Annotated in this window: 11 protein-coding genes; 7 read left to right on the top strand and 4 right to left on the bottom strand. The window is 74.8% G+C overall.

Going from position 1 to position 12,183, the window contains the following annotated elements:
* Positions 1 to 13: 13 nt before the first annotated feature.
* Positions 14 to 1,051, top strand: coding sequence for a LacI family DNA-binding transcriptional regulator (locus tag Ae331Ps2_RS15940; RefSeq protein ID WP_075307979.1), 1,038 nt, complete (start codon positions 14 to 16; stop codon positions 1,049 to 1,051).
* Here Ae331Ps2_RS15940 and Ae331Ps2_RS15945 read toward each other — a convergent pair.
* Positions 1,044 to 3,098, bottom strand: a complete 2,055-nt coding sequence (locus Ae331Ps2_RS15945) for a copper-translocating P-type ATPase (RefSeq protein WP_075307977.1) — start codon at positions 3,096 to 3,098, stop codon at positions 1,044 to 1,046. The genes Ae331Ps2_RS15940 and Ae331Ps2_RS15945 overlap by 8 nt on opposite strands.
* A gap of 126 nt (positions 3,099 to 3,224) precedes the next feature.
* On the opposite strand from Ae331Ps2_RS15945, the gene Ae331Ps2_RS15950 reads away from it, so the two are divergent.
* Genes Ae331Ps2_RS15950 through Ae331Ps2_RS15960 form a run of 3 tightly spaced genes read left to right on the top strand, consistent with a single transcriptional unit; the run spans position 3,225 to position 4,314 of the window.
* Complete coding sequence (locus tag Ae331Ps2_RS15950; RefSeq protein WP_139318798.1) at positions 3,225 to 3,443, top strand: hypothetical protein; 219 nt, start codon at positions 3,225 to 3,227, stop codon at positions 3,441 to 3,443.
* A gap of 17 nt (positions 3,444 to 3,460) precedes the next feature.
* Positions 3,461 to 3,835 carry a cupin domain-containing protein gene (locus tag Ae331Ps2_RS15955; RefSeq protein ID WP_060714438.1) on the top strand — a complete coding sequence of 125 codons (375 nt, stop codon included), beginning with the start codon at positions 3,461 to 3,463 and terminating at the stop codon, positions 3,833 to 3,835.
* Between the two features lie 38 nt (positions 3,836 to 3,873).
* Positions 3,874 to 4,314, top strand: coding sequence for an META domain-containing protein (locus Ae331Ps2_RS15960; RefSeq protein WP_075307973.1), 441 nt, complete (start codon positions 3,874 to 3,876; stop codon positions 4,312 to 4,314).
* Positions 4,315 to 4,455: 141 nt separating this feature from the next.
* Here Ae331Ps2_RS15960 and Ae331Ps2_RS15965 read toward each other — a convergent pair whose 3' ends face one another.
* Complete coding sequence (locus tag Ae331Ps2_RS15965; protein ID WP_249265260.1) at positions 4,456 to 5,268, bottom strand: alpha/beta hydrolase family protein; 813 nt, start codon at positions 5,266 to 5,268, stop codon at positions 4,456 to 4,458.
* A 14-nt stretch (positions 5,269 to 5,282) separates the two neighbouring features.
* On the opposite strand from Ae331Ps2_RS15965, the gene Ae331Ps2_RS15970 reads away from it, so the two are divergent.
* Together Ae331Ps2_RS15970 and Ae331Ps2_RS15975 are read left to right on the top strand one after the other, a co-directional pair.
* Positions 5,283 to 6,494 carry a macrolide family glycosyltransferase gene (locus Ae331Ps2_RS15970; protein ID WP_233147436.1) on the top strand — a complete coding sequence of 404 codons (1,212 nt, stop codon included), beginning with the start codon at positions 5,283 to 5,285 and terminating at the stop codon, positions 6,492 to 6,494.
* Between the two features lie 127 nt (positions 6,495 to 6,621).
* Positions 6,622 to 8,142: an alpha/beta hydrolase gene (locus tag Ae331Ps2_RS15975; protein ID WP_233147437.1), complete on the top strand. Its 1,521-nt coding sequence runs from the start codon at positions 6,622 to 6,624 to the stop codon at positions 8,140 to 8,142.
* 7 nt (positions 8,143 to 8,149) lie between these two features.
* Here Ae331Ps2_RS15975 and Ae331Ps2_RS15980 read toward each other — a convergent pair whose 3' ends face one another.
* On the bottom strand, positions 8,150 to 9,172 hold the full coding sequence (locus tag Ae331Ps2_RS15980) for a YdcF family protein (protein WP_083695620.1): 1,023 nt from the start codon (positions 9,170 to 9,172) through the stop codon (positions 8,150 to 8,152).
* 146 nt (positions 9,173 to 9,318) lie between these two features.
* Between Ae331Ps2_RS15980 and Ae331Ps2_RS15985 the strand changes: the two genes are divergently transcribed.
* The gene (locus Ae331Ps2_RS15985) at positions 9,319 to 10,743 is read left to right on the top strand and encodes a ferric reductase-like transmembrane domain-containing protein (RefSeq protein ID WP_198932131.1); all 1,425 of its coding nucleotides are present in this window, start codon (positions 9,319 to 9,321) and stop codon (positions 10,741 to 10,743) included.
* Positions 10,744 to 10,767: 24 nt separating this feature from the next.
* On the opposite strand, the gene boxB is transcribed toward Ae331Ps2_RS15985, so the two are convergent.
* Complete coding sequence (gene boxB, locus Ae331Ps2_RS15990; protein WP_075307969.1) at positions 10,768 to 12,180, bottom strand: benzoyl-CoA 2,3-epoxidase subunit BoxB; 1,413 nt, start codon at positions 12,178 to 12,180, stop codon at positions 10,768 to 10,770.
* Between the last annotated feature and the right edge of the window lie 3 nt (positions 12,181 to 12,183).

A 12,183-nucleotide genomic window follows, 5' to 3' on the forward strand; every position in this document is an offset into this window, starting at 1 on the left:
AGAGGCGGGCACGATGACCCCCGTGACGGACGAGCCGGTGCGCGAGGTCGTACGCCGGGTGGGTGTCCGGCGGGTCGCCGAGCTCGCCGGGGTCTCGCCGGCGACGGTGTCGCGCGCCCTGCGCGAGGGCACCCCCGTCTCGCACGACACCCGCGAACGCGTCCGGCGGGCGGCGGCCTCCCTCGGCTACTCCGTCCCGGTCCGGCCGCTGACGGTCGCCGTGCTCGCCCGCTTCCCGACCCGCTGGTTCTTCGCCGAGGCCGTCGCCGGGGTGGAGGGCGTGTTGTCCGCGGCCGGGCACGTCACCCAGCTGCACAACCTCGGCGACCCGCAGGCGCGGGCGCACTTCTTCGCGCCGCTGCCGGTGCGCGGTCGCGCCGACGGGCTGATCGTCGTCGCCTCGGCCATCGACACCACCGAGGCCGCGGCGCTGGACGCGCTGGGGATCCCGGTCGTCGTACTCGGCGGGGACATGCCCGGGCGGCCGCGGATCGGCATCGACGACCGCGCCGGTGCCCGGACCGCCGTCCGTCACCTGCTCGGGCTCGGCCACCGCGGCGTCGCGCTGGTGTCGTTCGACCCCGACGAGGCCAACGGCCGCGCCACGACGACCGACCGGCGCGACGGCTGGGCCGACGCGCACGCCGAGGCCGGGCGCCCCCGAGGCCCGGTCGTCGCCACCGGGGCCGGGGTGGCCGACGGCGACGCCGCGGCCGCCGAGCTGCTCTCGCTGCCGGTGATGCCGACCGCGGTGTTCGCGATGTCCGACGAGCTCGCAGTCGGCGTGCTGCGCACCCTGCGCCGCGCCGGCGTGACGGTGCCGGGACAGGTGTCGGTGGTCGGGTTCGACGACCACGACTCGGCCGCCGTCGCCGAGCTCACCACGGTCGCCCAGCCGGTTCGCCGCCAGGGTGAGCTCGCCGCCCGGGCGCTGCTCGCCGCGCTGGGCGGCGGCGTCCCCGGCGGCGTCTCCGGTGATGTCCCCGGTGATGTCGAGGTGCCGACCCGGCTGGTGGTCCGGGCGACGACGGCGCCACCGCGGGTCAGCTGACCAGCCGGTCCGGGCGCAGCTCCACCCGGCGCAGCAGCTGCGCGTTCAGCGCGACGACGACCGTCGACAGGCTCATCAGCAGCGCACCGACCGCGGGCGGGAGCACGAACCCGACCGGGGCGAGCACTCCGGCCGCGAGCGGCACCGAGACCAGGTTGTAGCCGGCCGCCCACCACAGGTTCTGCAGCATCTTCCGGTACCCGGCGCGGGACAGTGCGATCACCGACAGCACCCCGCGCGGGTCGGACGAGGCGAGGACCACCCCGGCCGAGGCGACGGCGACGTCGGTTCCGGCCCCGATCGCGATGCCGACGTCGGCCCGGGCCAGCGCCGGGGCGTCGTTCACGCCGTCGCCGACCATCGCCACGACCGCGCCGCGGGCCTGGAGCCGGGCCACCGCCTCGTCCTTGCCCTCGGGCAGCACCTCGGCGACCACCTCGTCGACGCCCAGGTCGCGGGCGACCGCCTCGGCGACCGGGCGCGCGTCGCCGGTGAGCATCACGACCCGCACACCGCGGGCGTGCAGTGCGTCGACCGCGGCCCGGGACTCCGGGCGGACCGCGTCGGCGAGCGCGAGCGCGCCCACCACCTCGCCGGGTTCCGCACCGGTCACCACGTACAGCACGGTGGCGCCGTCGTCGCCCCACCGGCGCACGTCGCCGGCGAGCTCCGCGGGCACACCGAGACCGCGCTCGCGCAGCAGCGCCGGGCCGCCCACCGCGACCGGCCGCCCGTCGACGGTCGCGGAGACACCGCGTCCGGTGTACGAGCGGAACCCCTCGGCGACCGGGACGTCCCGCCCGCCGGCCGCGGTGACGACCGCCCGGGCCAGCGGGTGCTCGCTGTCGGCCTCGACGGCGGCGGCCAGGGCCAGGGTCTGCTCGGCGCCCGCGGTCCCGACGACCCGGGGGCTGCCGGTGGTCAGCGTGCCGGTCTTGTCGAACAGCACCGTGTCGACGGTGCGGGTGCGCTCCAGCGCGAGCCGGTCGGTGACCAGCACCCCCGACCGCGCCGCGCGGGCCGTGGAGATGGCGATGACCAGCGGGATCGCCAACCCGAGCGCGTGCGGGCAGGCGATCACCAGCACGGTGACGGTACGGGTGACCGCCTGCGCGGTGTCGCCGAGCAGCGTCCACGCGGCGAAGGTCGCCACCCCGGCACCCGCGGCGAACCAGAACAGCAGCGCCGCCGCGCAGTCGGCGAGTGCCTGGGCCCGGGAGCGCGAGGCCTGCGCGTTCGCGACCAGGCGGCGGATGCCCGACAGCGCGGTGTCCTCGCCGACGGCGTCGACCCGGACCCGCAGTGCGGAGTCGGTGGCGACGGTGCCCGCGACCACGCGGTCGCCGGTCCCGCGCGCGACCGGCCGGGACTCGCCGGTGATCATCGACTCGTCCACCTCGGCAGCACCGTCGACGACCGTGCCGTCGGCGGGCACCCGGGCGCCGGACCGGACCAGCACGACGTCGCCGACAGTCAGGTCGGCCGGTGCGACCGCGCCGATCGTGCCGTCGGCCCCGATCCGCTCGGCGGTGTCGGGCAGCAGCGCGGCCAGTGCGTCGAGGGCTCCGGACGCCTGGCCGAGCGCACGCATCTCGAGCCAGTGCCCGAGCAGCATGATCACGACCAGCAGCGCCAGCTCCCACCAGAAGTCCAGCCCGCCGACGCCGAGCGAGCTCAGCAGGCTCGCCACCCACGCGACGCCCACGGCCATGCCGATCAGCAGCATCATCCCGGGCCGGCGCGCCCGGATCTCGGCGACGGCGCCGGACAGGAACGGCCACCCCGGCCAGAAGAGGATCACGGTGCCGAGCACCGGTGGGGCCCACGCCGACCACGTCGGTGGCGTGTACCCGAGCAGCATCCCGGTCATCGCGCTGAACCCGACGACGGGGACGGCGAGCACCAGCGCGACGACGAACCGGTCCCGGAACGCCGCCGCGTGGTCGGCGTGTCCGTGTCCGGTGTGGTCGGCGTGCCCTCCGTGACCACCCCCGGGGTGCGTCCCGTGCTCCTGCGGGGCCGAGGCCGCCCGTGGCTCGCCGTGCATCGTCTACCTCCCGACGTCGTGGACGCCCGCTGGAGCGCTCATACCCCCCCAGGGTATTCCCCCGGGGCGGTTCCCGCGGGGTACGGTCGCGGTCGTCCCGCGGGGACACCACGGGAGGTGGTCGGCGTGGTCCGGGTCGAGGGGCACTGGCGCAACCGCAGCTGGGTCGCCGCGCACTACCGGCACCCGATGCGGCCCGGTGCCGACCAGACGGTGCTCGTCGCGCTGCCCGCCTGGTCGGTGTGCATCGACCTGTCCGCACACGGCGGACCGTTCCCCGCCGAGCCGGTGGACGGGCGCCCCGCGCCACCGCTGCCCGCACCCCGACCGCCCGCCGAGCACTGAGGCGGCAGGATGGTGCGGTGCCGAAGCTGATCGAGAACGCCAGCCGGGTCACCGCCGCCGGGACCCCGCCCAAGACCATCGACGAGTACGTGGGCCGGGTGAACTCCGGCGACGACGCGGTGTCGGTCGCCCACATGCGCAGCCCGTCCGGCTGGGCCGAGCCCGGCCAGACCCCGGAGTTCGACGAGTACACCCTGGTCCTGCGGGGCGCGCTGCGCGTCGAGTACGACGGCGGCGAGCTCACCGTGGCCGCCGGGCAGGCCGTGCACACCGCGCCGGGGGAGTGGGTGCGCTACAGCTCGCCCGGTCCGGAGGGGGCGGAGTACGTGGCCGTCTGCCTGCCCGCCTTCGAGATCGGTGCCGCGCACCGCGACGACGAGGCCGGGAGCTGACCGCCCCGGCCGGGGCCGCGATCCGGTACACCGGGGAGGTGACGAACCGGACAACTGCACTCGCCGCACTCGCCGCCGCCGCGCTCGTCCTGTCCGGCTGCGGTGCGGCCGGCGATCCCGACGGCGATCCCGACGGCGCGGCGGACCGCGACGGCCCGCGCGCCGCTGAGGCCTCCGACCTCACCGGCGTGCGCTGGCTGCCCGCCGACGGCACCGCGCAGGGCCGCGCGTTCGCCGAGTTCGCCCCGGACGGCACCTGGACCGGCTCGGACGGCTGCAACGGGCAGAGCGGCGAGTGGACCCTCGGCGGCGACGGCGCCCTGCGCGCGACGGCGGGCCCCAGCACGCTGATCGGCTGCGAGAACGTGCCGGTCGCGCGCTGGGTCTCCGGGGCCGTCCGCGTCGAGACCGACGGTGAGGCCCTGCTCCTGCACCCCGCGGCGGGCGAGCCCGTCCGCCTGGTCCCCGCGCCCCGCTGACGCCCCGCCCCGCCCTGCCCTCACCGCGCCGAGGCCCGCACTCCGGCCGACGCCGAGTCGCACGTTTCCGCCCCGCGCAGGGCGGAAACGTGCAGCTCGACGCCGGCCGCGACGGTCGAACGCCGCGGGACCGGGGCGGGGTCAGCGGGGGAGCGGCAGCCAGTCCAGGACGTCGCGGATCCGGGCCTCCCAGTAGCCCCACTCGTGCTCGCCCGGGCCGAACGAGGAGGTCACGGCCACCCCGGCGGCCCGGGCCCGCTCCGCGAACCGCACCGACTGCGGGTGCAGCGGGTCCTCGGTCCCGGCACACACGTACAGGGCGGGCGCCGCTCCCGGGTCGAGCCGGTCGAGCAGCGCGAACAGGTCGGCGTCGCTCCCGGCCACCGGGGCGCCGTCGAAGATCCGTTCCCAGATCCGGGGGTCCTCCTCGCGCGGCGGACCCGCGGCCAGCGCGGCGAGGTCCAGCGCCCCGGACAGCGACGCCGCTGCCGCGAAGCGGTCCGGCTCGGACAGCGCCCAGGACAGCGCACCGTAGCCGCCCATCGACAGCCCGGCCACGAACGTCTCCGCCGGGTCGGCCGACACCCGGAAGAACCGCGCCACCAGCGCGGGCAGCTCCTCGGTCACCCAGGTGCGGTAGCGGCCGCCGTAGGCCTGGTCGGTGTAGAAGCTGCGGTGCACCTGCGGCATCACCACGGCCAGCCCCAGCTCGTCGGCGTAACGCTCGACGGAGGTGTAGCGGGTCCAGGCGGTGTCGTCGTCGGACAGGCCGTGCAGCAGGTAGAGCACCGGCGGCGGGGCGTCGAGGTCGCGCACCCCGCCCCCGATCCGGGTCCGCGACGGCTGGGGCAGCAGCACCGTGACCGAGGTGGCCAGTCCGAGGGAGTCGGCGACGACGTCGCAGCGCAGCCGGGCCATCCGGCGATACTCGTCGGCGCGTCCCGGGCCGGTCAAGGCACACTCGGGTGGTGCACGTCCTCATGTCGACCACCGCCGCGCACGGCCACGTCCACCCGAACCTGCCGGTGATGGCCGAGCTGGTCGCACGTGGCCACCGCGTCACCTACCCGGTCTCCGAGCGGTTCGCCGAGGCCGTCGCCGCGACCGGGGCGACCCCGCTGCGGATCCGCACCGACCTGCCCGACCCGGCGAAGGGCGAGCAGTGGCCCGACGGCGGCGTCGTGGCGATGCGGCTGTTCTCCGCCGAGGCCCGCTCCGCCTACGCGCAGATCGCCGACGCGCTGCAGTACGAGCACCCCGACGTCGTCTGCTACGACGGTTCCGGCTGGGCCGGGCACGCCTTCTCCCGGGTCCGCGGCATCCCGCGGATCGAGCTGGCCCCGCACATGGTGGCCTGGGACGGCTTCGAGGCCGACATGGCAGAGGCCTTCGCGTTCCTGGAGACCCCGGAGGGGCTCGCCTGGCGGGCCGAGCTGGACGCCTGGCTCGACGAGGTCGGCGCGGGCGTCGGGAACCGGGAGTTCCTCGGCCGGCCGGACCGCTCGGTGGTGCTGATCCCGGAGGCGATGCAGCCCGAGCTCGACCGGGTCGACCGCGACCGCTACACCTTCGTCGGCCCGGTCATCGGCGACCGCTCCCACCAGGGGCTGTGGCCCAAGCCGAAGGCCCCGTTGCTGCTGGTGTCGCTCGGCTCGGCCTACACCGACCGGCCCGCGTTCTGGCGGGACTGCATCGAGGCCATGACCGGCACCGGCTGGCAGACCGTGCTGGCCACCGGCCCGCACGTCTCCCCGGCCGACCTCGGCGCGATCCCCGACGACGTCACCGTCCGGGAGTGGGTGCCGCAGCTGGCGGTGCTGGCGCACGCGTCGGCGTTCGTCACCCACGCCGGGATGGGCGGCTGCACCGAGGGCCTCTGGCACGGGGTGCCGATGGTCGCCGTGCCGCAGGCCGTGGACCAGTTCGGGAACGCCGACCGGATCGCCGCGCTGGGGGTGGGGGAGCACCTGCCCGCCGACGCGGTCACCCCGCAGAGCCTGCGCGACGCGGTGCTGCGGGTGTCGTCGTCGGAGGAGGTCGCTCGCCGCTGCGCCGAGGAGAAGGCGAGCGCCCGTGCTGCCGGCGGGGCCGCGGCGGCCGCGGACGTCATCGAGGGACTGGTGCCGTCCGCACGGTGCGCGACCTGCGCGCTCGTCGGAGGTTGTGGCGGTCGAGGCTGAGACGTCCGTTTCTCGTTGATCCGTTCGGGCTACCGTCGGGCGTGGCGATTGTGGACGCAGCGTCGCCGGTGGCACGGTCTGGCTCTCGGTCGGGGGGCGGGCGCGTGCGCCCGGAGAGGTGGAGCCGGTGCGCAGGACGATCATCACGCTGCTCGTCGCCGTGGGGGTGACGTTCGGGACCGCCGGTCCCGCCGTCGCCGCGCCGGCGGCACCCGCGCCGCCCCCGCCGGGGGCGGGCATCGTCTGGGGCGCGTGCACCAGCCCGTCGCTGCAGCAGGCCAAGGCCGAGTGCGGCTTCCTGAAGGTCCCGCTGGACCACGCGAAGCCCGCCGGCAAGAAGATCGAGATCGCGGTCTCGCGGATCCGGCACACCGTCCCGCAGGCGCAGTACCAGGGCGTCGTGCTCGTGAACCCGGGCGGACCGGGCGGCCCCGGGCTGGGCCTGTCCCGGCTCGGCGCCGCCGTCCCGAAGAACGCCGGCGCCGCCTACGACTGGATCGGCTTCGACCCGCGCGGGGTCGGCACCAGCCGGCCCGCGCTCAGCTGCGACCCCGACTACGGCGGCTACGCGCGCCCGGACTACCGGCCGGAGAACGGCGCCGAGAAGGCGTGGCTCCCGAAGGCCAAGGCCTACGCCCAGGCCTGCGGGAAGGCCGGCGGCGAGCTGCTCGCGCACCTGCGCACCGAGGACACCGTCCGTGACATGGACCTGATCCGCCAGGCGCTCGGCGCGAAGCAGATCAACTACTACGGCTTCTCCTACGGCACGCTGCTCGGCCAGGTCTACGCGACGATGTTCCCGGACAAGGTCCGCCGGATGGTCCTCGACGGCGTCGTCGACCCCCGCGACTGGTGGTACCGGGCCAACCTGAACCAGGACGTCGCGTTCCAGCGCAACATCGAGACCTTCTTCGACTGGGTCGCCAAGAACGATGCCGTCTACCACCTCGGCAACACCGGTGACGCCGTCGAGAAGCGCTTCTACGCGCTCTACGACGAGTTCCGGAGGGCCCCGCTGGGCGGGAAGATCGGCTCCTCGGAGTGGACCGACATCTTCCTGCGGGCCGGCTACAACGTGGCGGAGTACACCTCCGTCGCCGACGCGTTCGTCGCGGGGGCGAAGAAGGACGCCGCGACGCTCAAGGCCGCCTTCGACCAGGCTGGCTCGCCGACCGACGACAACAACTACGCCGTCTACCTCGCCACCCAGTGCACCGACGCCCCGTTCCCGCGCGACTGGGCCACCTGGAAGCGCGACAACACCGCCACCGACCGGAAGGCGCCGTTCGAGACCTGGGGCAACGCCTGGTACAACGCGCCCTGCCGGGACTGGCCGGTGAAGCCCGGGCCCGCCCCGAAGGTCGCCGGGACGCTGAAGACCGGTCCGCTGCTGATCTCCGAGACCTACGACGGAGCCACCCCCTACGCCGGCGCGCTGCAGGCCCGGCGGACCTTCCCCGGCTCGTCGCTGATCGAGGGTGTCGGGGGGCACACCCACTCGTCGTCGCTGTCGGGGATCGCCTGCACCGACGACGCGGTCGCCGACTACCTGCTCACCGGCGTGCTGCCGAAGCGGACCGGCGGGGACCGGTCGGACAAGCAGTGCCCGCCGCTGCCGCCGCCGTCCCCGACGACCGCGGGCAGCTGAGCGGGGCTCAGCCGGCGAGCAGCACGAGCGCCAGCGGTACCGGGACGGCGACCAGCGCCAGCAGCACCGCGTTGGCCACTCGGTACTCGCGCAGCACGGCGACGAACTCGCGCAGCACCGCGCTGGGCCAGTAGTAGCCTGCGGTCGGCGCCCCGACGGCCTGGGCGTCGATGCCCAGCCGCCGGGCCAGCAGCGCGGCCCGCAACGCGTGGTAGTTGCTGGTCACGATGACCCCGGGGCCGTCGCCGACCAGCGCCGAGCTGAACCGCAGGTTCTCCTCGGTGGTCCGCGAGCCGGTCTCCGCGGTCAGCACCGCCGGGTCGGCGCCGTGCGCCGCGGCCCAGCGGGCCATCGCCTCGCCCTCGGCGAGCCGCTCGTCGTCGCCCTTGCCGCCGGACAGCACCAGCCGCCCGGCGCGACGCCGGGCCAGCTCGTCCATCCCGGTCGCGATCCGCGACGCCAGCAGCGGTGGCACCTCGCTGCCGTGCAGCCCGGAGCCGAGCACGACCACCCAGTCCGCGGGCCGGTCGCGCACCAGCCACCGGTGGAGCCACGCGTAGCCGAGGAACGCGGCGAACTGGAACGCCAGGAACGCCGCCGCGAGCAGGCAGGCCAGCCACAGCGCGCGCAGCACGAGCGAGTCCAGCGCCAGCACCGGCCAGACGGCGACGAGCAGGCCGATGATCGCCAGGCCGGTGAGCAGTGACAGCGAGTTGCCGAGCGAGAGACGCTCCCGGCGGAGCATGACCGCGCCGTTGAGGACGCAGAACACCGCGAACACCAGCGTGATCAGTGGCGACAGCACCACGGCGAGCACGAGCGCGCCGAACACCGGGTTGCCGCTCGACCCGGCGATCGAGAGCACCCACCCGAGGAGCACCGCCGTGGCGAGCAGCCAGTAGGCGTTGCCCAGCCGCCGGGGATCGCGCCGGATCCGCCGCACGGTGACCACCGTGACGACGACCGCGACGACGACGGGCAGCACGACCGCGAGGACGGTCACGAGCAGGAGGAGGTTCGACTCGGACATCGACGTCGATCCTCGTCGCCGCCGCGCGGACCGGCCCCGGGCGGTGCGGACGGCCACCCGGTCGTGGCGGTCGGTGGTCGCGTCTGCGCGCCGAACTCCGGGTCCGGCGACGGCGCCGCCTGGCGGTCGGGGAGGACGACCACACTGTGTCATCCCTCTTCGCCCCCACCGTCCGGGTGCCCGGTGGCCGCTTCAAACCGGACCCACCGGTCCCCGCACGCGACGTCGCGCGCGCCGACCGCCGGGTCCGCCGTGCGACGGGGGTGCTCGCCGCCCTGGCGGTGCTGCTCGTCATCGCCTGGTGGGTCGACGGCGGTGGCCCCACCGGGCTGCTGGAGGGCGGCACCAGCGCGGTCGCCGAGACCGGACGGCTCTGTGGGCTGCTGGCGTCGCTGCTGCTGCTCGGGCAGGTGCTGCTCGCCGCCCGGATCCCGCTGCTGGAGCACGCGTTCGGCCAGCGGCACCTCATCGCGCTGCACCGCGGGACCGGCATCGCCTCGTTCGCCGGGGTGCTGGCGCACGTCGGATGCGCGAGCTGGGCGCACGGCCCCGCCGGCGCCGGTCGTGTCCCCGCCGGCTTCTGGGAGCTGACCTGGACCTGGCCCGGGATGGCGGTCGCCTCGCTCGGGACCGTCCTGGTGGTGCTGGTCGTCGTGACCAGCGCACGCTGGATCCGCACCCGCCTGCGCTACGAGTGGTGGCACCTGCTGCACCTGTGGGGCTACGCCGGGGTGTTCCTCGCGCTGCCGCACCAGCTGTGGGCGGGGCGGGAGTTCACCACCTCGCCGTCGCGGACGGTGTTCTGGTGGGGCCTGTGGATCGCCGCGGTGCTCGCCGTCGCGGTCTGGCGGGTCGCGGTCCCGGTGGTGCGGTCGCGCCGGCACCGGATCACCGTCGCCGCGGTGCTGCCCGAGGGCGACGGCAGCGTGTCGGTGCACATGACCGGCGAACGGCTGCGCGAGCTCGGCGCCTCGGCCGGGCAGTTCTTCGTCTGGCGGTTCCGGTCCGGGCGCGGCTGGCCCGCGGGCAACCCGTACTCGCTGTCGGCGCCGCCCACGGCCCGCTCGCTGCGGATCACCGTCAAGCAGCTCGGCGACGGGAGCGCCGCCGTCCCGAACCTGCGGCAGGGCACCCGGGTCTACATCGAGGGCCCCTACGGCAGGCTCACCCCGCGCACGCGGACCAGCCCGCGGGTCGCCCTGATCGGTGCCGGTGTCGGGATGACCCCGTTGCGGGCGCTGGCGGAGAAGTTCCTCAACGAGTCCGCCGACGTCGTGGTGGTGCACCGCTTCACCCGCGAGCCGTTGTTCGCCCGGGAGTTCACCCGCCTCGCCCGGGAGCGGAAGCTGCACGTCGTGACCTCGCCCGGGCCACGCCGGCGGTCGGGGTCGTGGTTCGGCGCCGACGCGGGCCGGGCCGACGACCTCGCCGCGCTGCGGGCCCGGATCCCGGACATCGCGGTGCGCGAGGTGTACGTGTGCGGGCCCGGCCGGTGGACCGCGATGGTCCGGCGCACCGTCCTCGCCGCCGGGGTGCCGGAGCGTCGCGTGCACGTGGAGAACTTCGGCTGACGGGCGGTCCGGGAGCCCCCCGGGTCAGGCGAGGTGGACGTACTCGTACTCGACGGGCTTGCCGTTGATCCCGTTCGACGGCGGCGCGATCCAGCCGGCGATCTTCCCGGGCTCGTAGACCGGGCGCATCAGGTTCTGCACGAACGTCCGGTCCGCCTCCGACGGCAGCCAGTCGTCCCGGCGGGACGCCCACACCTCGGACGAGATCAGGTCGCCCTTCGGGGTCAGCTCGTGCCCGGAGAACAGCCCCACCTGCCGGTTGAACCCGACGTGCGGGAGGTAGACGCGGTCGTCGAACCCGTTCTTCTCCAGGATGCGGTTCCAGCGCTTCAGCCCGGAGCCGCAGTCCTTCACGTACTCGTTGCGCAGGTCCAGGTTGAGCGCCAGCAGGGCCGGGACCTCGTCGGTGACGACGCGGCCGTCGCGGACCTGCTCCATGCCGTAGCCGTCCTCGGTCAGCACGTGGTCGTCGCGGCGCCGCTCCTCCTGCCAGCGGCCCTTGAGCCCGGCGGTGAAGTAGTTCGCGGCGTTGGTCGACTGCTCGGAGCCGAACAGGTCGAGGCTGACCGAGTAGTGGAAGTTGATGTACTTCTGGATCACGTCCAGCGGGATGCCGCCGTGCGGGGCGATGTCGGCGGTGTCGTGCTCGCGCATCAGCTCGCAGGTCCGCTGGATCACCCGGTCGATGCCGGTGGTGCCCACGAACATGTGGTGGGCCTCCTCCTTCAACATGAACTCGCAGGTGCGCGAGAGCGGGTCGAAGGCGGACTCCTTCAGCGTGCCGAGCTGGTACTTGCCGTCCCGGTCGGTGAAGTAGGTGAACATGAAGAACGACAGCCAGTCCGGGGTCTCCTCGTTGAACGCGCCGAGGATGCGGGGGCTGTCGAGGTCACCGGAGTTGCGCTGCAGCAGCGCCTCGGCCTCCTCGCGGCCGTTGCGGCCGAAGTAGGCGTGCAGCAGGTACACCATGGCCCAGAGGTGGCGGCCCTCCTCGACGTTGACCTGGAACAGGTTGCGCAGGTCGTAGAGGCTGGGGGCGGTCTCACCGAGGCGGCGCTGCTGCTCGACCGAGGCCGGCTCGGTGTCGCCCTGGATGACGATCAGGCGCTGCAGGTCGGCGCGGTACTCGCCGGGGACCTGCTGCCAGACCGGCTCGCCGCGGTTCTCACCGAACGCGATCCGGCGGTCGTCGCTGCGCTCGGCCAGGAACACGCCCCAGCGGTACTCCTCCATCGCGACGTGCCCGAACTGCGCCCAGCCCTCCTTCCCGACGTCGACGGCGGTGCGCAGGTAGACGTCCTGGGTCGGTACGGCCGGGCCCATCGTCTTCCACCAGGTGAGGAAGTTGGGCTGCCACGACTCCAGTGCGCGCTGCAGCTTGCGGTCCCCGGCGAGGTCGACGTTGTTGGGGATCTTCTCGGAGTAGTCGATGCTCATGGC

The organism is Pseudonocardia sp. Ae331_Ps2, assembly GCF_001932405.1.
Taxonomy (GTDB): domain Bacteria; phylum Actinomycetota; class Actinomycetes; order Mycobacteriales; family Pseudonocardiaceae; genus Pseudonocardia.

Coding starts and splice junctions, on each gene's coding strand:
- Ae331Ps2_RS15940 (WP_075307979.1), top strand. CDS start 14: ATGACCCCCGTGACGGACGAGCCGGTGCGCGAGGTCGTACGCCGGGTG.
- Ae331Ps2_RS15945 (WP_075307977.1), bottom strand. CDS start 3,098: ATGCACGGCGAGCCACGGGCGGCCTCGGCCCCGCAGGAGCACGGGACG.
- Ae331Ps2_RS15980 (WP_083695620.1), bottom strand. CDS start 9,172: ATGTCCGAGTCGAACCTCCTCCTGCTCGTGACCGTCCTCGCGGTCGTG.
- boxB (WP_075307969.1), bottom strand. CDS start 12,180: ATGAGCATCGACTACTCCGAGAAGATCCCCAACAACGTCGACCTCGCC.